This is a genomic window from Rhizobium sp. PRIMUS64, from assembly GCF_023006465.1.
GTDB lineage: Bacteria > Pseudomonadota > Alphaproteobacteria > Rhizobiales > Rhizobiaceae > Rhizobium > Rhizobium leguminosarum.
The window spans coordinates 1-21,477 of record NZ_JALBGX010000011.1 but is presented as its reverse complement, the minus strand read 5'-3'; the positions used below and the strand labels follow the sequence as shown (position 1 = coordinate 21,477).

17 protein-coding genes and 1 pseudogene are annotated in these 21,477 nt (G+C 57.7%); 13 read left to right on the top strand and 5 right to left on the bottom strand.

Annotated elements, in window-relative coordinates:
- Positions 1-27: 27 nt before the first annotated feature.
- Both MOV76_RS06880 and MOV76_RS06875 read right to left on the bottom strand, forming a co-directional pair.
- Positions 28-1,218, bottom strand: a complete 1,191-nt coding sequence (locus MOV76_RS06880) for a hypothetical protein (RefSeq protein ID WP_247264145.1) — start codon at positions 1,216-1,218, stop codon at positions 28-30.
- A 188-nt stretch (positions 1,219-1,406) separates the two neighbouring features.
- Positions 1,407-2,054, bottom strand: a complete 648-nt coding sequence (locus MOV76_RS06875; protein WP_247264144.1) for a hypothetical protein — start codon at positions 2,052-2,054, stop codon at positions 1,407-1,409.
- A gap of 1,197 nt (positions 2,055-3,251) precedes the next feature.
- Here MOV76_RS06875 and MOV76_RS06870 point away from each other — a divergent pair.
- The 7 genes and pseudogenes from MOV76_RS06870 (at position 3,252) to MOV76_RS06845 (ending at position 10,954) form a co-directional block, all read left to right on the top strand.
- Complete coding sequence (locus MOV76_RS06870) at positions 3,252-4,094, top strand: hypothetical protein (protein ID WP_247264143.1); 843 nt, start codon at positions 3,252-3,254, stop codon at positions 4,092-4,094.
- Between the two features lie 112 nt (positions 4,095-4,206).
- Entirely contained in the window at positions 4,207-6,501 is a 2,295-nt protein-coding gene (locus MOV76_RS06865; protein ID WP_247264142.1) for a Mu transposase C-terminal domain-containing protein, read from the top strand.
- Positions 6,502-6,511: 10 nt separating this feature from the next.
- Positions 6,512-7,594, top strand: a complete 1,083-nt coding sequence (locus MOV76_RS06860; protein WP_247264141.1) for an ATP-binding protein — start codon at positions 6,512-6,514, stop codon at positions 7,592-7,594.
- Positions 7,591-7,992, top strand: a pseudogene (locus tag MOV76_RS40290) (TniQ family protein); the annotation flags it as partial. The gene MOV76_RS06860 and the pseudogene MOV76_RS40290, both read left to right, overlap by 4 nt.
- A gap of 183 nt (positions 7,993-8,175) precedes the next feature.
- The gene (locus MOV76_RS06855) at positions 8,176-9,006 is read left to right on the top strand and encodes a hypothetical protein (RefSeq protein ID WP_247264140.1); all 831 of its coding nucleotides are present in this window, start codon (positions 8,176-8,178) and stop codon (positions 9,004-9,006) included.
- Between the two features lie 834 nt (positions 9,007-9,840).
- Positions 9,841-10,437 carry an ankyrin repeat domain-containing protein gene (locus tag MOV76_RS06850; RefSeq protein ID WP_168279237.1) on the top strand — a complete coding sequence of 199 codons (597 nt, stop codon included), beginning with the start codon at positions 9,841-9,843 and terminating at the stop codon, positions 10,435-10,437.
- A gap of 13 nt (positions 10,438-10,450) precedes the next feature.
- A complete protein-coding gene (locus tag MOV76_RS06845; protein ID WP_281410965.1) occupies positions 10,451-10,954 on the top strand; it encodes a YHS domain-containing (seleno)protein in 504 nt (167 codons plus the stop codon).
- A 13-nt stretch (positions 10,955-10,967) separates the two neighbouring features.
- On the opposite strand, the gene MOV76_RS06840 is transcribed toward MOV76_RS06845, so the two are convergent.
- The gene (locus MOV76_RS06840; RefSeq protein WP_222285950.1) at positions 10,968-13,133 is read right to left on the bottom strand and encodes an adenylate/guanylate cyclase domain-containing protein; all 2,166 of its coding nucleotides are present in this window, start codon (positions 13,131-13,133) and stop codon (positions 10,968-10,970) included.
- A gap of 215 nt (positions 13,134-13,348) precedes the next feature.
- Between MOV76_RS06840 and MOV76_RS40285 the strand changes: the two genes are divergently transcribed.
- The 3 genes from MOV76_RS40285 to MOV76_RS06825 all read left to right on the top strand — a co-directional run bounded on the left by MOV76_RS40285 (position 13,349) and on the right by MOV76_RS06825 (position 15,770).
- Positions 13,349-13,999, top strand: coding sequence for a transposase (locus MOV76_RS40285; RefSeq protein ID WP_376775579.1), 651 nt, complete (start codon positions 13,349-13,351; stop codon positions 13,997-13,999).
- Between the two features lie 355 nt (positions 14,000-14,354).
- The gene (locus MOV76_RS06830; RefSeq protein ID WP_183620756.1) at positions 14,355-14,651 is read left to right on the top strand and encodes a hypothetical protein; all 297 of its coding nucleotides are present in this window, start codon (positions 14,355-14,357) and stop codon (positions 14,649-14,651) included.
- 411 nt (positions 14,652-15,062) lie between these two features.
- The gene (locus tag MOV76_RS06825; RefSeq protein ID WP_247264139.1) at positions 15,063-15,770 is read left to right on the top strand and encodes a PDZ domain-containing protein; all 708 of its coding nucleotides are present in this window, start codon (positions 15,063-15,065) and stop codon (positions 15,768-15,770) included.
- A 249-nt stretch (positions 15,771-16,019) separates the two neighbouring features.
- Here MOV76_RS06825 and MOV76_RS06820 read toward each other — a convergent pair whose 3' ends face one another.
- A complete protein-coding gene (locus MOV76_RS06820; RefSeq protein WP_247264138.1) occupies positions 16,020-16,754 on the bottom strand; it encodes a GGDEF domain-containing protein in 735 nt (244 codons plus the stop codon).
- A gap of 390 nt (positions 16,755-17,144) precedes the next feature.
- Here MOV76_RS06820 and MOV76_RS06815 point away from each other — a divergent pair, with 390 nt between their 5' ends.
- The 3 genes from MOV76_RS06815 (at position 17,145) to MOV76_RS06805 (ending at position 19,969) form a co-directional block, all read left to right on the top strand.
- Entirely contained in the window at positions 17,145-18,245 is a 1,101-nt protein-coding gene (locus MOV76_RS06815; RefSeq protein ID WP_168279245.1) for a heparin lyase I family protein, read from the top strand.
- A 169-nt stretch (positions 18,246-18,414) separates the two neighbouring features.
- Complete coding sequence (locus MOV76_RS06810) at positions 18,415-19,380, top strand: AraC family transcriptional regulator (protein ID WP_183620754.1); 966 nt, start codon at positions 18,415-18,417, stop codon at positions 19,378-19,380.
- 205 nt (positions 19,381-19,585) lie between these two features.
- Positions 19,586-19,969: a putative quinol monooxygenase gene (locus MOV76_RS06805; protein WP_183620752.1), complete on the top strand. Its 384-nt coding sequence runs from the start codon at positions 19,586-19,588 to the stop codon at positions 19,967-19,969.
- 73 nt (positions 19,970-20,042) lie between these two features.
- Here MOV76_RS06805 and MOV76_RS06800 read toward each other — a convergent pair whose 3' ends face one another.
- Entirely contained in the window at positions 20,043-20,933 is an 891-nt protein-coding gene (locus MOV76_RS06800) for a LysR substrate-binding domain-containing protein (protein ID WP_183620750.1), read from the bottom strand.
- Between the last annotated feature and the right edge of the window lie 544 nt (positions 20,934-21,477).

Below are 21,477 nucleotides of genomic sequence, written 5' to 3'. Positions count from 1 at the left end.
CTGATAAGTGGCGATGCTCAACCCCGGCTACCAGCTAAGCTTCGGCACGTCGCCCAATGCCATGTAGCGCATCGCCAAACCGCCTTGGCCGACCGGTAGCCATCCCGTTGAATAGCGGCAGTTATGGGCGGCATCCGAGACGTCCTCAATCGGGTGGAGGAGCGCGTCCGGATCGCGGTGTTGCCCGACTCGGTGCATATCGGCGAAGCGCGAGTATAGTGGCTCCAAAGGAACACCATCACTCCCGCGCACCTGCATCCAGAAACCATCGACGTCCGTGCTGTTTGCCATCTCCATCAAGGTGATCGGCATGGTTGGTGGGCCTCGTTCGACGATCTTGTGCTGGTGCACACCCAAGGAAGTCGATGCGAGTTGCGCAAGCGTCCAACGACCATCAGCATCCCCAGCGCCTAAAAATCCCTGCTCCGACAGATATCGAAGATGATCATACGAGAATTGCAGTCCTTCGGTCACAGCCCCCTGTGCCGCCGCGTCCGCAAGTGCGGCCTGGAAGCAAGCTTTGGCAACCCGCACGAATGCCTCGGGCGATCCGGGCGGCACGCTTGGCCGACCCGACAGCTCGGCAAGATAGGCTTTCGATCCCGTGGCCCTTATAACGACAATCGGAGCGCATTGAGTCTCATCTCCAGCCGGATACCAGATAACGCCTTGAAGTGCTTTGAAGCCACTCGATTGGGGTGAACGATCATCCAGCTTCGTCAACGCTTCCGCGTGGTAGCGGAGTTCGCCAAGCGTTTCGTCGACTGTAAGCGTCTTGAAAAGAGGATACTCATAAAACCCCTCGCCTGGGCTGTCTGAGTCAAACATCTCGAGAGCGTAACGCGACGAGGTGACGTCACCAGTCGCTGAGACAACGTGAATGACGTAGGGTTCGAAGCGGGGTCGCTCGTTGAAATCCACATGGTACCAGACGCCAGTGAAGACTACTGTGTCGGACCGAGATTTCCGCAGCTTCGCTGCCTCCTTCAAAATCGATCGCTTATAGTTGTTGATCAACGCAGCAAAGTGCGAATTCTCTGTCTGCATCCCATTCATGAACGCCCGAATTGTTCTGCCATTGACCTCGATAGAGGCATCAGGCCCAAAAAACATCAGCTGTCCGTGATACGCAACGCCCCCATTCTTCTTGACGTCTACCTCGAAGTCCGTGGGAAAGCAGCCACTCTTGAGCGTATAGACCTCTGATGCTTCGAACATGGGCACTCCAATTTCTGAGCAAACGGGCTCGATCGTTAAACTGGCGCTCAACGAGTGACCGGATTGCCGGTGGCGAGAAGGATTTCGCTAAGACCTGCAGGCGCTAGATCTTAGCCGATGAATAATGGTTGTCCGGATTTTCGGACTGCGCAAGCCCCCCGTTCACGCAATTTTAGAAGGCCGCGGGCTCAATGCACCGGGGATGCGGCGGCACAATCTCGACGCCTCGAGCGCTCCATTTTGCCGATGGCATTCTCGACGAGAGCAGGATAGCCGGAACCGCGCGGCGGATACCAGACAATACCACACGGCATGAAGCCCATGACGCTTTTTGGCAGCTCATCAAAGTGAATGTGCGACTCGGTGACAGTTTCTAACACCGCTTTCACACGCGGTCCCGGATCATCGGAAGCAAAGTCCACCAGGCACCGGGACGCAGAATTCAATCCATCAAGCAGGAAGATTTTGAAGCGATATGGCTCCGTCGTAACCACTCCATCAGCATTCCTAAAGCGAACGAAGTAAGGTTCGAAGGCGCAATCCTCATCGCCGTCTGGATGCCAACGCCCGAGTATCGCGGCTTCCAGAACATTACGTCGCAGTTTTCGCGAGAGAGCCTTTTGAATATTGCCCATACGGTCCGCGAGAACTTTCGTAACCGGGTGTTCTTCAGCAAGCGGCGTACCGTCCAGGCGAAGTTCGATACCCCGCTGCTTGAGACATATGGCAACATCGCAGCCGGGAAGAAGCAGGCTGCCGCGATATCGAACTCGTCGCCCGGGGATATCTTGAATGCGGGCCTTGTCATAGGCGGCAACGAAGTCGGGGAAGTCCATCTTATACACGTCGGCACCGTGGCTCGATCCATAGATTGAGGATGGTCTGGAAACCCGCCGGCGGAAAGAGGCTCAGACCTCCTCAAGCATCCTTCAAGCATAGGCGCTGGTCAGGGGTGCTATTATTGGCGCGCCCTTAGCCACGGCGGAGTTGTCGGGAAGATCGCTCGAATTGCCGCTGAAATCTTTACGAAAAATTAACCATGTTGATTTGTTTCCGGCATGCAACTGCATTTAGCGATTGATCGCCCCGGGCTGGAAATAGTAATTGGTCCGTCGTGGGACACGGTGTCCCAAAAGAGGACCGCGTAGATGAACTACGGCTTTATACGAATACGGGACTTTTCCGAGTTCACAGTATAAGCGCCGGCAGTCCGGGGCTTTGTGACCTCGGGAAAGACCCTTGAGACTAGAAACCAGTTTTTAGATCTGAAAGGGCAAGTTCATGTATCGCAATCCTGCAACCCCTCCCACTAAAGTACCGACGTCGGTGGTTCGCCACCAAAACCCGAGTCTTGTGCTCGGTCCCAAGGCCATGTCCGGCCCGCTGCTGCGGCTTATCACCGTGCGCGAGGACATGGAGAGCATTTTCGTACCCCGTCCCTTCCCCGCTAACGCAGGGATACGTCACGACCGCACGTGACGTTTCGAGCCACTCGAGGCCCGAAAAATGCGGCGTCAACGGCCATCAAGGCCTGAGGCGGAATGCTGTGTAAGGAGAAGGTACGAAATGAACCATCTTATCCCTAAGGGCGACCCCGCCTTCACTCCACTCCTCCATGTGCACGTCCGTGCCTTGGTCAATGCCCGCGCATGCGCTGTGGGGACGTTGTCCATGCTGGCGCGACTTTCCGCTGCCTAGCAGCCGATCGTCTTCGAAAGCCAAGCACGCAGATCGGTCTGACCGGTCAGCGATAACGCGTTTTGCCTTGGAGGGCACAGTGACTTTCGTACACCGTTATCTCTCGTCGACCAATGACAGCGGAACCGTGTCGTTGCCTTTCTCGGCGAAGCTCGTGACTTCGTTGGTCGACGACGACCCCGTCGCGTCGACGTCGCGCGCATACACAACCTTCCCGCCCCGAATACGCCGCTCGGCGTAGCGGTTTCGCCTGCCTCGCAGGTGGTCCGTTTGGGTAAACGTCGTCGGGCCCCGGTCCACGTTGGATCGCGCATGCGCGCGGGAAAGGTAAGTGCATGAACCAGAAGGCCGTATTGCGCTATATGAAAGAGCAGCGCTTCGGGCTCTTTCGAGATCGCGATTGGGGAACTGTCCAAGTTCTCGATCCCGATGAAAACTGCCGTGGCACGTTTGAGTCGATCACCGTCGTTTCGGATGATGGCGAGGTCGTAGAGGATAAGCTCTACGTTCCGATCGCACACTCGACCGGGACGCGGCAACCCACGCCGCGCACCAAGGCACACAGCCGAGGTTATCTTCCCGATCCCGGAACTCGTCGCTCGGTTGGCTTCTCGAGCACGCTCGAGCTGCACTGTGCCCTCATGTTGATGGCGAACCGCTTCGTCGTGGACGTCGAGGACCAGCCGCCTGCCGTCACTTACTATGATGACGACGGAAAGCCTCACCAGCACACGTTTGACTTCCGCGCGCGCTTTCGTTCGGGCAACTACCTGGCATTCGCTGTGAAGCCGTTGCAGCAAGTCGGGACGACCGGGCTACGTGATCAGATCAAGCGTATTCGGCCGGTACTCGGCGAGTTTGCGAGCGACGCCATCATCATCACGGATCGCGAGCTGACCCCTGCCCGCGCGTGGAATGCCAAAAGCATCCTTCGCGCGCGTCGTTTCCACAACGCTGCGAGGTGCGAGGAAATGCGTGCGTTCGTTAAGACGCTGACCGGAGCGGTGAGCGCATTCGACGTCGCTATGCGCTTCGACGACTTCGGCGAGGCCATGAATGCCATCTGGCACCTGCTCTACGAGGGCGTCCTGGAGCAACTCAACCCCGCGAAAAAGCTGTTCGACGAACCCTACGTCAAACTGGCCGCAGGAGGAGAGGACCGCAAATGGCTTGTCTAATCTCACGGTCGCCCACGACGGACACGTCCTGATGGCGCTGGGCGCATAGTCGCCCCGCCTTCGGCGTTTCCACACATCACCGTCAATTTTCAAATCTCACGGAGAGATAACGATGGACTATGTCCACGGATACGAGCCTTCCAAATACCACTTCAGCCGCAACGACGGCTTCGAGCGCCTCAGCATTCAGTACCGCTGGCACTCCTCGGACTCTGCCGGCCATCGCCTCGAGCGCACGGATAATAACCTCGTCGAGTTTTTCACGCATCGCCAGATCTCGGAGATGCTTGAAGACCGCAACTTGCCGCTGATCTTCAAGCGTAACCGTTACGGCGGCGACGATGCCGTCGTCGCTGAAGGCGTGCGCAAATTCGCTGAGCAGCTTAGCGATGAAGAGCAAGAAACGACCCTGTTCAAGGAGGACTTTTGCAAGCGCTTCCTCAAGAAGGAGAAAGAAGACCGAAACGTCTCCCGCTCAGACGCCAAAATGGAAAAGACGATCGCGGACATTGTTGAGGACATCAAGGAGGACGCGAAGAAGGTCAAGCCGTCCCCTGCTGAAGGCGAAAGGACGAAAAAGAAGGACTATCGAAAGCAGAAAAAGGAGGACCTGCAGGAGGCAGCGGAATCCATCGTCTTCATCCCGAGCCCCCGCTCTCTCCGCCGCTGGCTTGCGAAGTACGAGGTCACGCAAGATCGCATGGCCTTTGTCAGCAAGAATGGCCGTTGCCGGGTCGGGACCTACTACTCGGTTGAAGAAGAAGCCATCCTCATGAAGCATGTCATGAGCTATGCTTCCGAAGACAAGCCCAACATGATCGATTGTTGGGACGCAATGGTCAAAGAGATCGAAGCCGCGAATAAGGAGCGCGAGGCCTTAGGTATTGCCTGTAAGCTCCGGCTTCCGTCGCTCAAAACCCTTCAGAAGCGCATTGGTCAGCTGCCCCAGGCACTCAAGGATCGCGCACGCCTTGGCCAAGACGCTGCGACGGCCCTCTACCGCCCTGTCCACGAAGGGGTCGAGGCCCTCCGCCCGCTTGAGCGCGTTGAGTTCGACGAGTGGAAAGTCGATTTGCAGACGCTGCTCGTCTTGAGCGGCGTCACGAAAGGATGGACTCAGAAGCAGCTTCGAGGGATCCCACGCATGCGTATGGTGCTGACCGCGGCAATCGACGTGGCGACCCGTTGCCTGATTGCCTTCCGTGTCCATCGAGAAGCACCCTCCGTTTCGACGGCAATCGCTACCCTCGAACTGACGACGTTCGACAAGACGGAGTTCGCGAAGGCTTTCGGCTGCATCACCCCCTGGTACATGCACGGTCACATCGAGCAGCTGGTTTTCGACTCGGCTACCTGGTTTACCGCTCAGGCCTTCCGAGTAACCCTATCCGACCTGGGAACGGGCGTTTTCTTCCCGCCCACTGGCGCTGCGTCGGCGCGTGGCACCATCGAGCGTTTCTTTAAGACCGCCAGCACGAAAGCCTTTCGATATTTCTCTGGCCGCACCTGGGGTTCGCCCGACGAGTTGGGCGGCACAGATGCTCAGGCTAATGCAAGCGTCACTTACGACGAGACGACGAAGATCCTCTACCGGTTCTTCGTCGACGTCTACCACAACGAGCCTCACGACGGCCTCGGTGATGAAAGCCCACGGGAGGCTTGGGACCGTCTTGCCCGAATGTACCGAGTAGGCCCGCCGGTCTTCGGTGACGAGCGTCGCCATATCTTCGGCATCAACGTTCATCGCAAGGTTCACAAAACCGGCGTGACGTTCATGGGTGTCACCTACCAATCGCCGACGCTCCAACAGTTTCGCCGTGGCAAGCGCAAGCCTGAGGTTTTGATCCGAGTTTCTCGTCATGATCTCGGCAAGATTTCGATCTGGCTCAAGCGCGGCTGGGTTTCCGTACCTGCAGTATTCCACGAGGAATTCTCCGGGATGAGCCTCTACGCCTGGTCGGCAACATGCAACGCCCTGCGTAGCGAAGCCAAGGAGAAAAAGCGCTTGAGCCGCGAGGTTGTTCGCCAGACCAAGGCATACCTCATGGAGAATGCCGCGCTGGCGCGTCTGGAAGTCGGTCTTGGAAGCCCCTGCTTAAACGAGGAGGACTTCCTCAAGTGGGAGAAGAAGATCGACTTCCGCTTGGGCACGCACGGCCCCGGAGAGGCGGTTTCAGAGGATTTCGCAAAGAATCTGGACCTGCCAATGCAGTTCTTCCTCGACATGGGCTTCACGGCTTCGACTGAGGCCGCGAACTACCTGGAAGATCCCCGCTACTCCAACAAAAGAGCGGAAGAGCCCCGTGCTCCCTCCAAGAATCCGGAAGACACCACGCGCCCTGCATCCATGGTCGCGCCGATTTCCCACGCTCGCGGCACCAAAACCGCGACTAAGTTCGACAATTAGGAGAAAGCGAATGAACGACCACGAATTTCTCGAAGCTTCGATCGCACGCGCGCGCGCGTCGATGGACCCCGACGAACTGGTGCTGCACGACCGGGTCGCCAAATTCCGGGCCCGCTACATCGGGCTAGCGCGCGATGAAGAGCTGGTAAACGCCCTGACGGCGATGAAGGCCAGTATTGCTTCGCACTTCCACTACGGAAGCACCGTGCCCGACAAGCGCCGTATCGTCGCCGTCACCGGTCTGTCCGGTGCTGGAAAGTCACGCGCCCTCGAGGAGCATATGCGCCGGATGTCGTTCGACGCATATGTGGACGGAGATAAGGTGGGTGCTCGGCCGCTGCTCGTCTTCGATGCTCCCTCGCCTTGCACTCCTCGAAGCCTCGCTCTTGAAGGCCTTCGCACGCTTGGGGTGCCGGTCAAACCCAGTCGAAAGGAAAACGAAGCATGGGCCGATTTTCGGATGGCGCTCAAGAGCCACCGGGTGCACTACGTGCACATCGATGAGGCCCAGCACACGATTGAGACTGCTAACGCTATCGAACGCGCTAAGATCGCGGATGCACTAAAACAGTTGGTCCAGATGCCGGATTGGCCAGTACGGCTGATCCTGTCGGGCGTTCCCCCCTTGGCTTACTTCCTCAGCAATTCCCAGTTGGCCAACCGTCGGACGTCAGTCCCGTTTGAAGGCCTTGTCGGTCCTGCGGGACTCGAGACTGTCAGCGAGGTTGTCCGGAAGGTGGTCGAGGAACATGCGAAGCTTGCCGTGGACAATGACGTTCCGGGCGACTTCCACGAACGTGCCCTGCACGCCGCTAGCGGTCAGCTGGGGTCCCTTGTTCAGTTGGTACGCGGAGCCTGTGAACGGGTCATCTTCGATCGTCGTGGCGTCGTCACCTATGCAGACTTCGCGGCCTTCTACGGTGAGTGGTCAGGATGCCGGACGCACGAGAACGTCTTCACGAGTGCAGATTGGGCCGACCTCAAGCCCGAGGAAGCACTGATGCGCGAGGAAGACTTCGCCTGGCGCGAGACCAAGGAGGTAGGGAAGACGAAAAAGAAGGAGAAGAAGTTGAAGTTTGGACAGCGCCCATGACACGTTTGTCTCTCGTCCCCCCTCTCAATGAGGGGGAGACTCTCCCTAGCTATTGCTCCCGCATCGCTGCCATGCATGGTTACTCAGCGTCGGAGTTCGGAAGAATGCTCGGCTTCAATTTCGCACGGGTATGCGATGAGAAAGGGGATGACCTCACCTACTTCGCCTACCTCGCAAACATTGACGACCAGAATTTCGAGCAACGACGCCTGTCCTGGAGTGGCCGAAAGTCGCGTCGTCTCCTTGGGGAGCCGTTGGTGGCGCGTTCGCTTGCATGGGGAAAGGTTTGCCCCCATTGCCTCGCCCAGGATGAAGCTAACGGATCGGGACGGCGCGGTTGCCGGGCATTCTCGCGACTTCATTGGCTGCCCGATTTCGTCCTGAGCTGCCCTGAACATGGGACGGCCCTGGTTGAGTTGCCCAGCGAGCGGTCCCCGCGACGGGGTGACTTCATTGCACGGTTAAGATCGTTTCCCGGTGGCATCGACGCCCTTCGTCAGGCATCCGACGTCGTCGGCACCTCGAGTTTTCAGCAGTACGGAATGGCGAGGTTGCACAGTCGTCTTCCAAGGGACACTTGGATGAACCGCCTTTCCCTTCAAGAGGCGTCGTTGCTCGCATATGGAATCGGTCTGGCCGTCACTGGCGATCTCCATTCCTTCGCCAATATTGAGGGCAAGCTTCGTGTCTACGATGTGGGTTTCGATCGGATCGTCGACAATGAAGACGAATGCAACGAGTTTCTCAGGATGATGGTGACAAAAAAAGCCGCCACGTCTCACGTTTTCGGATCGTGGACCCGTCTCGGAAATTTCAACATCTATCACGCTGATCTGTTCGACCACGCTGGATTCGAGAACATTATCGAAATGGTATGGAAGGCCGCCATTGAGGCAACGGGCTTGCAACTATTTCCAAGGGTTTTCCCTACGCTCAGTGAGACGACTGTGGTCTCTCTGAGCAGGAGCTATCAGATGCCATTCTCGGTTGTGCGGAAGGCGATGGAAGAAAACGGTTTGATTCCTGAAGGAACCGAACGTTGGTACGCCGGGAGTCTGCCTATCGATAGGGACCGAGCTGCGTTGGCCCTGCTCTCCGTTAATCAGTTCGACTGCGAAGGGCGCATCTCGGGTTGGAATCGTTTTCCGTTCCCGCACTACGATGACTCTGCTGCCGTGGGCGCAGTGGAACTAGCCGAGAAGCTTGAAGTTTCTCTTCCGGTCATCTCAGCCCTCATCTCGGACGGATACCTGCCCGCGTTACTCCTTCCTGGCCGCAAGATTCTCGTGAGCAAGGTGGAAGCGGAAAATTTCGCAAGCCGTTATAGTATCCATCGCCAGCATGAGGGCGATGCTGCGGCTATTACCGAGCACGAAGTCGGCGCGAACTTCTACCTTCTGCAGCAGTTCTAATTCATTCTATCGCCATCAGGTGCAAGGCCGGGTTTATGCCCGGCCTTTTTGGCGTCCTCGCCGCGTTGGACACGCCGGGGTTCCTTTTGAGGCAACCAGGGTTACTTTCCGGCCCCGGAAACAGGGCTTTTCCCGGGATTTTGGGTCAAGCGAAGGTTCCTTCTCACAGCTGCTCGTCGTGCTGGTTTTGCTCGCCAGCCAGGCCAAGTCGTTGGGATGGCCGTAGTCGGGACATTATGTTCGCTTCAGTGGCGCTAGTCCGGCCAAGACAGTCGTCGCCACGCGCGAGGCGTTGGTCTGAACTTCCCAACGGGGGGTTCATGCCCACGCCGCTACGATCCATACCGAGGCGACCAATTCAACCCTGGACGGATCACCAAGACCCGCGAGTGCTTCTCGCAATTTGGGCTAGACTGCCGCCTTGATCGAGGGGGTCTCGCGAGCGATTTTGCCAAGCGGGCCGATGCTCAACAGCACTCGCGTCATCGCATCAACGTCACCGCTCGTAACCGCTTCGTCGTGAGGCGCGATGACGATGTCTTTGAACCCGGCGGACGTAAGAACAGTGCGGACGTATTCGGCGTCTGAAAAGCTAAAGGGGGTTCCGCGTTGGCAATAGATGCCCCGCCGAGATACCTGCGCTCGATCTCAGCAAGGTAGGCGGGTCTGTAAAATGATCCTGTAACCTGTACTCGATGTCGGACGTTTCGTAACCGTCCAATCCCATGGCCGTTGGAAGTAGTTGGCGAGCGTCCGCGCGGCGAAGCGACTGAGTACTGACTACCCCAGGTCAGGGTGCTGTGCTATTGTGGATCGAAATTCCGAGGTGAGGCTATGCGCCGGCTGTTTGCATCGGTAGCGTTGTTTTTATCGGCGACAGTGGCGACCGCGGGTGATCCCTTGTTCGATGCCGTTTCAGCGGGAGACGCCCTCGCCGTCGAGCAGTCCCTTACCGCGGGTGCCGATGTCGACAGCCGCACTCGCGACCAGTCAACGCCACTTATCAATGCAGCCCTCGCAAATCAGATCGCCATCGTTGAGCTGCTGATCGGCAAGCATGCCGACGTCATGGCTCGGAACTCTGGCGGCTTCACTGCGCTTCATGCAGCTGCGTATTCGGGAAGCGTACCCATCAGCAAACTGCTCCTCGACCACGGAGCAATTCTCGACGATGCGTCCAATAAAGCGGGTGTTACCCCGCTCATGGTTGCGGGTGAAGAGAACCACGTCGCTCTTGCTGATTTCTTGTTGGCTAAGGGAGCTGATGTGGGCCACGTAGAGGTTCACGGCTACGCGCCAATCGCGAGGGCCATCTGGAAGGGCAATTTCGATATCGTCCGGCTGTTCAAGCAGCATGGCGTGACGTGTCCTCCGCTCAGCGTCCTCGGCGAGGAGGAATTTTACGCGAAGTGCATGGAAATTCACGAATGAACAGGAGGCGAAGATGCACTCTGGAAGCAGAACACATTGCACTGGTCGCTATTTGGTGATGATCGGTCTCGCTGTCGCATCGGCTGTCGGTGGATCGCAGGCAGTGGCCAACGACTCAGTAAATACGGGGTACTTTGGCGGTGTCGCTATCATGGGGTACGACACGGTCGCCTATTTTACCGAAGGCAAAGCGACGAAAGGTTCGGATAAAATCTCCTACGAATGGATGGGGACACCCTGGCATTTCGCCAATAACAAACACCGCGAGATGTTTATGAGCGAACCGCTTAAATACGCGCCTCAGTACGGCGGCTATTGTGCGGGCGAGGTGAGCGGCGGGTCTGTCACTGTCAACATCGATCCTGAAGCCTTCAAGATCGTCGAGGGCAAGCTTTATCTGATGTATGACAAGGCGGACGCGGAGGGGTTTGCCGCCCATCCGGCGGACACCGTGGCCAAGGCCGATGCCAAATGGCCGAAGGTCGCCGCCGATCTCGAACTGGATCAGTATCACTGACCGCGAACGGCTTCTATTCGGCAGCCGAAAAATAGAAGACCTTGGACGAGTTCACGTAAGTGTAGCCGGTTTCGTCGGTCGGCGTTGCATGTCTGTAGACCGGACCGCAATCGGGCTGGCCAAATGCGTTTTCGCTCTGCTCGCAAAGGAGGTCGCCTTTGACAGAAACCGTCTCGGTCATCATCTGGGTTGCCGAGCGGAAGGCAGCCTTGCCGTCCATTTGGACCTGCATGATCGCAAGGCTTTCGGTGGGCTCGGTTTTTCCCCGCAGAAGTTTGCCCATGACGATGGCCGCGATCTCGGCACCCTTCAGGCGATATTGCTCGTCCCCGTGGAAGCCGAATGGCCACTCTGGCAGGCCGGCCTCGCGCAGCGCGTCTAGAATAAATGCCAAATCCTCTTCCCGGAAATCGCCATTGAGGAGCCGCCACGCCGCCAGGCAATCGCGCCCCCCGAGAAGGCGTCCTGCCTCGGCCACGGTGGCACGAGCCTCATCGATGCGACCGACACGGACATAGGCCATGGCGAGTGCGGTAACAAACTCGCCGTTGCCTTGAGAGCCGTAGCCAGCGCGCTTGAAACTGTCTATCGCCCTGCCGTAGTCGTGCTGCAGATAGAAAACCATGCCAGCTGTGTATCGGTCGATGGCAGAGGGGTTCGGGTCGTACCTGAGCGCCGTCTCGACAGCCGCGGCGGCGTCGGCGTGATTGCCCCAGACCAATTGAACATATGCGACCGCCATATGGGCTTCGGCATTGGCGGCACCAAGCGACACGGCCTTTTGTGCCGAGGCGATTGCCTGCTCATAACGTCGGTCTACAGCCTGCATGATGGCGAGGACCGCGTAGGGTGACGGAAGTGCGGGGTCGAGGGCAAGGGCGCGACTTGCCTTCTCGTAGGCTCTTTTTCGCGCCAGCGCACTCTGGAGGACGTCGTCATATGTGCTGCGCCAGACAAAGGACGTCGCATGCGCATCGGCCGCGAATGCTTCGGCAAAGCCGCCGTCCAGTGCCTCCGCCTTGTCAAACAGCGCCAATGCCTCGAGCATCCGGGAACGGCGTCCTGTACGGGCCGCCTGCTCGGCACGCAGATAATAATCATATGCCTCGAGATTAGTGGTCGGAGGACGGGCGATGCGCTCGGTCTCGCTTCGAGTCAGTTTCAGACCAAGCGCATCGGCAATCTGTCTGCCCATCGCGTCCTGCACGGCAAACACCTCCGCCGCGCTGCGGTCAAATCGATTGGCCCACAGATGGTCGCCGCTCGAGGTATCGATCAGTTGCGCGTTGACGCGGATCAGATCGCCGCTCCGCTGCACGCTGCCCTCAACGACGAAGCGCACGCCGAGGTCACGTCGTATTTCCTCCAGGACGTGGGGCTTGCCTTTGTACGTAAACACGGAATTCTGGGAGATGACGTCAAGGTTCGAAAGCCTGGCGAGATCGGTAATTAGGTCGTCGGTAATGCCATCGGCGAAATAATCCTGGGATTGATCTTCACTCAAGTTGGCGAAGGGTAGCACCGCGATCGATGGGCGGTGCGTATAAGGCCATTGCCATACGATGACCGCCGCTGTGATCGCGATCAATAGCGCTGTGAGCGCTAATAGCGTCATACCTCGCCACCATGCACGAGGGGCAAAGACGACCTTGCCAGTCTTGGCTGGGTCAATCAGAACGCGATAGACGCGAACCGGGTCGGCTATGTTCTTCAGCCGCTGCTCGCCGAGAGCCACGAAGCCAACATCGACCTTATGCGCAACCTGGTCGAACGCGGTGCCGGATATGAAAATTCCGCCAGGCTTTGCAATCCCCTGTAGGCGGGCGGCTATGTTGACGCCGTCGCCATAGATGTCGTCGCCTTCAACGATGATGTCACCAAGATTGACACCGATGCGAAACCGAATGCGTTGTTCGTCCGAGACCCCCTGGTCTCTGCTGGACATCCTCCGCTGGATTATGGCCGCGCATTGGACTGCATCCACGACGCTGGCGAATTCGACGAGTGCGCCATCGCCCATGAGCTTGATGATCCGGCCATGGTATTCCTCGATGGTGGAATCGATCAGCTCCCGGCGGCAGGCTTTCAGCCGTTCCAACGTTCCGGCCTCGTCCGCGCCCATGAGGCGGCTATAGCCGACCACGTCAGCGGAAAGTATCGCGGCGAGACGTCTCTCCATTGCTCTGTCCACCCTTTCGATACAGGGAGCTGGGCATCTTACCACGGCCGAGGGCGCGCAGGCACCGCAGCCTCGGTCTTTTGCGGCTTAACTTGGGGATGGTCTGCTCGTGGACCTTTGCTCATTGTGGGTAGGCGAAAGTCGTTTCGATACCGTTCAACGTCGAACGGTTCAGAGTTATCGAAGACACTAGAGCGCCAGTCGACTCGCGGCCAATGTCGTCGTTCACCTCGGCCTCCGAGGTATCTGTAGGGGCGGATGGCCTCGCGTCCGTCCTTGATCAGTTTCGAGTGGCACCCACTGACGACCTAGCCGATTTGCCCATCGCCGATCGCCACGCGTTTCAGACGAAGATGGTTTCGGTGTCAAAAGCAATTGGCGGCCGTCTCCCGGATGCGCCTCGAGGTTTTCCTGGCCAACAGAGTGCCGACGGTTTCGCCAGATACTTCGAGGGCGCGTTATCAGCAAGCCGAGGTGACGTCTCGGAGATATCAGCCGTTGGCGCTGCGACCACGGCGGACCTTCTATTCAACGCCGCCTCGATCGGTCCGATGGTCGTTTCCGCAGCGGACTTCTCAAGAATCGAGGACATCAGCGACATATTCAAGTTCGGACAGTTCGCAGATCGTATTGCCTCTATGACTGGCGCGGCAGCTGTTGGAGCGGGCAACAACCTTCGAGGATATGTTTCAGAACAGATCGTAGCTGCGCGGCGGGGTCGACGTGAGGTTGATCGAGTCAAGGCTAGGATCGTCTACGTCGCCAAATACTGGGAGGCTCTGAAGCTATTTCTGGCTGACGGGCGCATCGAGATCGACAACAACAGCATCGAGAGAACCATCGCAAGAATGCGCTCTTTGCCGTAGCCGGGGCAAAAGCTACGATGGCCCTATTGCTGCCATCCAAATCAACTCAAAATTTGGAGCAAAATTCTCGGCGAGCTTAGAAAACCACCTATAATCAACCCACAGAACCCGAGAGCTATAGCTCCGATCAGGCCGTAATTTTCCCATCCGTGAACAGCGCCAACAATTACGGCGAGATCCACGATACCTGTGGTCCAAATAATTTGTAAGACGCTCCAGGTGCGACGGAACATTAACTTCACCAGTTGCCGGACGAACAAGCCGCTTCAACTTAACCAGGATATAGGGACTTGCCTTCCAGCCAATAAGGGAAATCAATAATTTTTTACGCGGTGGGCATCAACAGTCTAACTCTATGGCGGGCGGTCAAAGATTTGTCGGCAAGGGCCGCGCGCTCCCCTACCACGATGAATTGGCTGTCATGGACGCGGTGGAGCTATCCGAAAAGCTCGATGTTCCTCTCCCCGTCATTTCAGCTCTGGTTTGGGACGGGTATCTGTCCGCGATCCACGTCCTTCGTGCCCGAAGGATTCTAATGAGCAAAGTGCAGGCCGAAAAATTCGCGAGCCAGCATAGTATCCGTCCCCAGCATAAAGGCGATGTTCCGGTCATCACCGAATACGAAGTCGGCGTGAATTTCTACCAACTATAGCAGCTCTAAATCATTCTTTCGTCATCATCTGCGGGCCGGGAATTTCCCGGCCTTTTTTCGTCCTGCAGCGTCGGACACACCAGGGTTCGGTTTGAGGCGATCAGGGTTACTTTCCGGACCTGGAAACCGGGCGGTTCCCGGGACTTTGGGCCAAGCGAGAGTTCCTTCTCACAATACGACGTGAGATGATGCCCAATCGGCATCGCTCTGGCCGGAGTCGGGGACTGTTGATCAATAACTGAATCGCGTCTTCGAATGCTTATGTGATCATAAATCGCGGTGCAGTTTATCGAACACGCATGCGCGAGAGGATCACGTTACGCTCGACCAATAAATTAGAGATATATTAAAAGTAGACTGCTATTCCTCGCGCTCTATGCACGCCAGCACGCACCGGGTGGAGAAAAAGCGTTGAAGACCTCATATAATGCACTACGCGCATTGCTTATTATTGCCAACATTGCATCGCCATTGACCGGATATTCCGCCGCCTATGCTGCGGCGGCGCCGACGCATGGGCTTCCTTCGCCTCAAATTTCCAAGGCCCTCGATGCACTGCTGTTGCCCGTCAACAAGGCGGTCATAAAGAAGTTCAAGCTTGCCAAGGGCGAACACGGCGTATTGGTGCTCTCGGTCAAGAAGGGCGGCGTCGCCGACAAGCAGGGAATCAAGCCGGGCGATGTGCTGTCAGAAGTTCACGGGCACAAGGTTCACAAACCTGTCGACGTCGACATTGCCGTCAGCCGCGACCTGAAAGCGGGCAAATCGGATATCGCCTTTGCAGTGCTTCGGGATGGTGCGCCGGTGGCTGTCGCCGCCGTCATCACACTTGAGGAGTACAACGAGGCCATCTCGGTCACGGAAGTTTCGAGCTGGGAGAGCGACACCTCGGAGACCTCTTTCTCCTATTCCGAATATGCGTCCGAGGAAACGCAGACAATCGAGTCCTCCTATGAAAGCGAAGAGACGACCGTCGAGGAAGCGATGACGCAGGAAGAATCTTCCAGCGACGAGGAGACGAGCGACGACAGTTCCGAGGATGACGGCGACGACGGTGCCGGTGACAATGACGGTGACGATGACGGCGGTGAGGACTCGGACGGCGATTCCGAAGAATAGCGATAGCGTACCGAAGATCTGCGGCGTGTGACCCGTCTGCCGCAACGCATCGGCCACCACGTTGTGGCCGATGCGATGATCGGCGCGAAATCGTTCGGCTGTCGGTGGACCGCAGCCTCACTCACGTCCTTACTTTCGAGCTTCCACGGAAAGGTTGCCAAAGGATCTTCATTGGTGGCGGGAGGTTATCTCAATACCGAATTGCTTCGCCCCCAGGCTACGCAAGGGATGGCTGCACGCAGTCAAGCTCTAACGGCGACTCCGCACCATCCGGCCGCCAACATGAGCAAGGCCGGGATGTCCAAGCCAGACCAGTGCGAGCCGCTCGCCTGTCTGCTTGGCGAGATACATGTAGCCGTCGGCGCGCTTCACGAATGAAGTGACGTCGTCGTCCGGCTGCAGCATCGTCACCCCGACTGCGGCACCGAGTTCGACCACAGCACCTTCAATCGCAATTGGTTTGAAAATGCGATCCATCGCTTCGATGAGTGTCGGCTCGACATCATTCAGATGGGCTGGATCGACCTCAAGCAGGACAACAAACTCGTCACCGCCAATGCGTGCGATGAAGTCGTTGGTTCGGAAGCTCTCCCTTAGACGACTGGCAATTGTTCTCAACACTTCATCGCCGGCTGCATGTCCCATCGTGTCGTTGATGGCTTTGAACCCATTGAAATCGATGAATGCCAGCACCAGGAGCTTTTCGCTCTCGTGCATCCGCTCCACATGCCCGGCAATCACTTCATCGAAACAGGCTCGGTTTGGAAGTCCCGAGAGGGCATCCGTTCGTGCAGACGCACGCAACGCAAGTTCGATTTCGTGCTGGTGTCGAACACGCGCGGAGACATCGAGAAGGACTTCGACGTCGAAAGAAACATCATCCACAATCGTGCGCTGTGCGGAAATCAGTGTCGGAATGATCGTGCCGTCGGCGTGCCTGATATCGACCTCCTCCAACACATAGCCTCCATCCTCCGCGAGCATGCGATGTCTGCGATCACGTGCCGGGCTGCTGATGGTAGCCCCTTGGACGTCAGCGTCCTGCCGCGAATATCATCCCACTTTAGGCCCGTCAGGCGCAGAACTTGGCGTCTCGGCGTCGCTAGTCGAGATCGCCATCGCTATCGGCGCAAACTCGAACATTCGCATCAATATCGCAGTCAGAACATCTGGTGGAAGTATTTCTTCGTCGGCCATCCGTTTATCACCAAAAGGACAACGGGCACCTCCCTGACCACGGCCGCCAATCACGACAATATGCGACCGCAGTCCCGAACGCCCTTTGGGGCGACCTGAAAAAGCCTTCTTGTCCGAACTTCAATCGGTTCGAGCATGTGATAATAATTTGCCGTGGCTCGTTGACCGGGGATCAGCATGCGAGGTGCATTTCTGACATTCGTCATTGCTCTTTCTGGCGGTGCCGCCTGCGCAGCAGGGCTCAAGGATAGCTTCGATTCAGACAGGCTGAATACGGCAAATTGGACGACGCAACAGATTCTGTCGCGTCAATACCAGTTCCAGAAACCCGGACGCTGCGGAAGCGCTGCCATCGACATCGTTACGACGGACGGCGACAACGGTCTCGAATGCGAAGACGACTGCCAGCGTGCCGAGTTGAGAACCACTAAGAAAACCTGGCCGGTTTTCGGTGACGAGGTCTGGTACGGTTTCAGCTTCAAGATAACGGGCGACGTACCATCGACAGGGAGCGCCCGTTCAGTGATTGGTCAGTGGAAGGGGCCGGGGGACGGCAGCCCGATGATTGCTCAGCGGTTTGACAACGGAGTCTTCCACATTACCGTGCAGGACAACAACGTCCGGCGCGTGGTCGCAAGGGCGGAAGGCGATCCGGATGCCTCGCTTTCGGCCCAAGCCTTGCTCGGAAATCTCCACCGCGACGAGCGGACGGTCAACGCGATCAATTCACTGCAGTCTCTTGACCTCTTCACCAAAACGCAGCCCGACCTTTCGCAGCAGTTCTTCAAGCAGAACCTGATGGACAGTCTGGGACCCGAGGCGCAGCCATCCGACTCCCAGCAGTTGTCGCAGGCGCTCGGACTAGGCGACCCCGCCCTGGTAGGGCAATTCAGCGCTCTTTCCTTTGTGGCGGAACCTGGAAAATACATCGGCAGGGCTGATATCGACATAGAAACGGAAGACAACCGCTCGCTTCCGGATCCACGCAAGGACTGGGTCGACATGGTCTACCGCATCAAGCCAGGACGCACCGACAACGAGTACGGACCGCGGCGTCCCGGCGAGATCGATATCTGGGCGAATGGCCAGAAAATCGTGTCCGTCAGAGGCAATATCGGCGCCACGCTAAGGAAGAACGATCCCCGGCCGCTGGTCGGTCCATATTTCAAGTTTGGAACCTACAGGCTGCGTATACCCGGCACGTTCCATTTCCAATTCGACGAATTCTCCCAGGCTTCGACGCGAGCGGGTCTGGGTCAAATCTGCGCGGCCCGCTGACGTGATACGCTCTTCTTCAATCCTGAGTTCGCGATCGCTCAGCCCCTCATGCGTCAAGATGAATGCACAACAGGCGGAGGCCGGGCGAAGAAGTCTCGGCTCTGCCCGACATTTTTAAATGCTTGTCGATCTTGGGAATCTATTTAGATCATAACTTCGCAGCGAACGAATGGAGCAGACAATTCTCTTGTCATCATTTGCCAATCCGGAGCCTGTGCAAATCAAGACCGGCTCTGTCGGCAAACTCGTGGAGCAAGTGCGTACGCTCGCCACATGCGCAGGACAGACCGTTACCCCATCACCCGATATATGGGTTTTCCGGACGGACTCGCCCATCTCCTATGTCCGCAGCTATTCCTCGATGATGAATATCGCAGTCGCGGTGTCCGGGCGAAAGACCGTTCGGATAGGCAATCATATCAAAGTCAACGATCCGAAAAACTACCTTTTGATGCATGGAAGCACGCATTATCAGGCAAGCGTTGAAGCCAGCCCGGATACCCCTTACATCGCACTGAAACTGCAACTTTCCCCCGGTATTCTTGGTCCCACCCTGCTCGAACTTGCCGATCTGGGAGGACTTCGAGACGGCACCCTTGAACCACCGCCACCGGTGTTCATGGGTCCGGTTGAAGAAACTTTCGCCGAGCCGCTCTGCAGGTTACTCACATGTCTCGACAATCCGCTGGAGCGACGCATGCTCGTGCCCTTATACCTGCGGGAAATTGCATTCCGGCTGCTGCGTTCGGATGCTGCCAGCCTCTTGCGGGCTTCCATCACGCGTGAACATACACGTGTCTTGCGAGCCATCCGCTTCATCGAAGAAAACGTCGATGCCGGAACAACAGTCCAGGCGATGGCCGAGTCGGTTGCGATGAGCGGATCACATTTCGCGCATCGTTTTCGTGAGATTACCGGTGTCTCGCCCATTCAGTATTTGAAGAGAATTCGCCTGGAAAAAGCTCGGCTGCTCCTGCTTGAAGGCGACCTGCCGGTGAGCATTGCCGCGGAAGAGACAGGCTATGCCAGCACGTCCCATTTCTCACGTGATTTCCGGCGACAATTCGGCCTCAGCCCAACATCCTACGTGCAGTCATTCAAAGAGCACGTCGCAGTACCTCATGAAGAGCGCTAGAGCATGCCCCAAAAGTGTGCGGCGGTTTTGCGATAACGACATGCGTAAAAACAAAGACTTAAAGCACGAGGAGGGAATCTGAAAGATCGCGACGCGCTTTAGATATTCCGCAGGATTGAGCAGCTCTTTCGTCGTTCTCGGCATGGCTTCATCGTCGTTGGTTTGAGAGAACCGATCCAGAAGACAAACCCACTGGAGAAACGACATGAGCATACTACTGACCATCGCATTCGAGGCAAAGCCCGATAGGCTGACGGCATTTTTGGAGCTTCTTGCAGCAGTGAAGTCAGAGCTTCCGGGAACCGCCGGCTGCGAGGATATTCGCATCCTTCGGAATGTTGACGAGCCAACGTCCATCTCGCTCATAGAGACGTGGGGATCGAGGGTCGAACACCAAGCACATGTCGAGGCCATCGTGGCGACCGGCGGATGGGATCATGTTATGTCCCACCTCGCGCCCGCCGGTGAGTCGCTATTTTCAGGAGGCCTAGCGCCGTCATGCGACGGCGGCCGGGAAATGAACTGTTGGACTTCCCGGTCGCACCACAGGGATAGCCGATCTTCGCCGATAATGCATGTCGCCCAATAACGACATGCATAAATCAAAGACGTAAAGCGCGTCGCCTGAATCCGGTTGACGCGACGCGCTTTAGCGGCCGCCTTCAAGACACTTCGATCCGAGACCTGATCCAGCGAACGAAGAGCGAGGCGGGCGGGGTCAGCCGGTCGAACCGGCGCGCGACGAGCCAGTAGGCGCCGAGAGGAATGGCGAGATCGAAGAGGCGAAGCAGCCGACCCGCTTTGATCTCATCCTCGGCGAAGATCTCGTCCATCAGCGCTATGCCCTGCCCGCGCAGGACCGCCTGCATCACCAGTCCGCCATCGGCATAGACCGGTCCTCGCGCCGTTTCCGGCATGGCCATGCCAGCCGCTTCGAACCAGCGCGACCACACGTCCCGATTTTCCTCATGCAGCAGCGTATGGCGCAGAATGTCGTCCGGCCGCTTGATTGCCGGCCCGGCCTCGAGCAAGGCGGACGCTGCCACCGCTATCATGCTGACATCGGCGAGATGTTCGCTCTCCGTCCTCGGCCAGTTGGTCACGCTGGCGCTGTGGCGGATGGCGATCTCGGCCCGGCCGCTGCGAAACTCGACGAGGCGCGGATCGGAGTCGATCGTCACGTCGATCTCGGGATGCAGTTCCCGAAACTCCGGCAGGCGGGAAACGAGCCAGCACGCCGCGAAGGAAGGTTCCGCGCTGATCGTCACCGCCGCCGTCGCCGGTCGGCTGCGGATTTCTTCCAGGCATTCGTCGATCCGGTCGAAGGATAACGTCAAGATCGCCAGCAGCTTGTTGCCGGAAGCGGTCAGATGGACGCCGCGATGGCGACGCTCGAAGAGCGCCTCGCCCAGCAACGTCTCCAGCTCGCGGATCTGCCGGCTGACCGCCGCCTGCGAGATGAACAGCTCCTGCGCCGCCAGCGTGAAGTTTTCGAGACGGCCGGCGACCTCGAATGTGCGCAAAGCCGTCAGTGGCAGGCGTCCGCGTTTCATCCATAACCTCAAGTCATTCGAGATCGACGATAAGCTCGTTTGAAGGCGCCAGGCAAGAGGCGGCATATGATCGCAAAGGAGGGATATCGATGCGTAAGCGGATATTCGAGATCATATTGGCGGTTATCCGGCTGGTGACGTTTCAGCCGCCGAGTGCCGACGATTGACGACCCGTCCTTCTCCGTGATTTTCTGCGAAATCGACAACCGAGGTAGCAGATCAAGCTGTTTACCGCCGCGCGTCCAGATTTACTCATCAATCGGACAATCTCCGCTTGTAGTTCAGGAGCGAATGCCCTTCTGAGGGCGCGACGCAATCTGACTGCCGTCGCGCCCTCAGAAGAACAGGCAAAAGAAGCAAGACTAAGCTTATGGAGCCCTCCTCGGTTGGTCTCAGAGTTCGACGCCACGCCCACGGCTGACAGCCCGCTGGCGCCGTTCCGAGATGATCTGTTCGCTGCTTTCCATGCGCACCGTCCGCTGCAGGACCTTCAACCTGTCCTGCATCGCCTCGAAGGCGCTGCGCTGCGCTGGTGGCACACGGT

Excerpts from the sequence above, each read along its gene's own strand:
- MOV76_RS06880 (WP_247264145.1), bottom strand. The coding sequence starts at position 1,218 with ATGTTCGAAGCATCAGAGGTCTATACGCTCAAGAGTGGCTGCTTTCCC.
- MOV76_RS06875 (WP_247264144.1), bottom strand. The coding sequence starts at position 2,054 with ATGGACTTCCCCGACTTCGTTGCCGCCTATGACAAGGCCCGCATTCAA.
- MOV76_RS06870 (WP_247264143.1), top strand. The coding sequence starts at position 3,252 with ATGAACCAGAAGGCCGTATTGCGCTATATGAAAGAGCAGCGCTTCGGG.
- MOV76_RS06865 (WP_247264142.1), top strand. The coding sequence starts at position 4,207 with ATGGACTATGTCCACGGATACGAGCCTTCCAAATACCACTTCAGCCGC.
- MOV76_RS06860 (WP_247264141.1), top strand. The coding sequence starts at position 6,512 with ATGAACGACCACGAATTTCTCGAAGCTTCGATCGCACGCGCGCGCGCG.
- MOV76_RS06855 (WP_247264140.1), top strand. The coding sequence starts at position 8,176 with ATGAACCGCCTTTCCCTTCAAGAGGCGTCGTTGCTCGCATATGGAATC.
- MOV76_RS06850 (WP_168279237.1), top strand. The coding sequence starts at position 9,841 with ATGCGCCGGCTGTTTGCATCGGTAGCGTTGTTTTTATCGGCGACAGTG.
- MOV76_RS06845 (WP_281410965.1), top strand. The coding sequence starts at position 10,451 with ATGCACTCTGGAAGCAGAACACATTGCACTGGTCGCTATTTGGTGATG.
- MOV76_RS06840 (WP_222285950.1), bottom strand. The coding sequence starts at position 13,133 with ATGGAGAGACGTCTCGCCGCGATACTTTCCGCTGACGTGGTCGGCTAT.
- MOV76_RS40285 (WP_376775579.1), top strand. The coding sequence starts at position 13,349 with ATGTCGTCGTTCACCTCGGCCTCCGAGGTATCTGTAGGGGCGGATGGC.
- MOV76_RS06830 (WP_183620756.1), top strand. The coding sequence starts at position 14,355 with ATGGCGGGCGGTCAAAGATTTGTCGGCAAGGGCCGCGCGCTCCCCTAC.
- MOV76_RS06820 (WP_247264138.1), bottom strand. The coding sequence starts at position 16,754 with ATGCTCGCGGAGGATGGAGGCTATGTGTTGGAGGAGGTCGATATCAGG.
- MOV76_RS06815 (WP_168279245.1), top strand. The coding sequence starts at position 17,145 with ATGCGAGGTGCATTTCTGACATTCGTCATTGCTCTTTCTGGCGGTGCC.
- MOV76_RS06810 (WP_183620754.1), top strand. The coding sequence starts at position 18,415 with ATGGAGCAGACAATTCTCTTGTCATCATTTGCCAATCCGGAGCCTGTG.
- MOV76_RS06805 (WP_183620752.1), top strand. The coding sequence starts at position 19,586 with ATGAGCATACTACTGACCATCGCATTCGAGGCAAAGCCCGATAGGCTG.
- MOV76_RS06800 (WP_183620750.1), bottom strand. The coding sequence starts at position 20,933 with ATGAAACGCGGACGCCTGCCACTGACGGCTTTGCGCACATTCGAGGTC.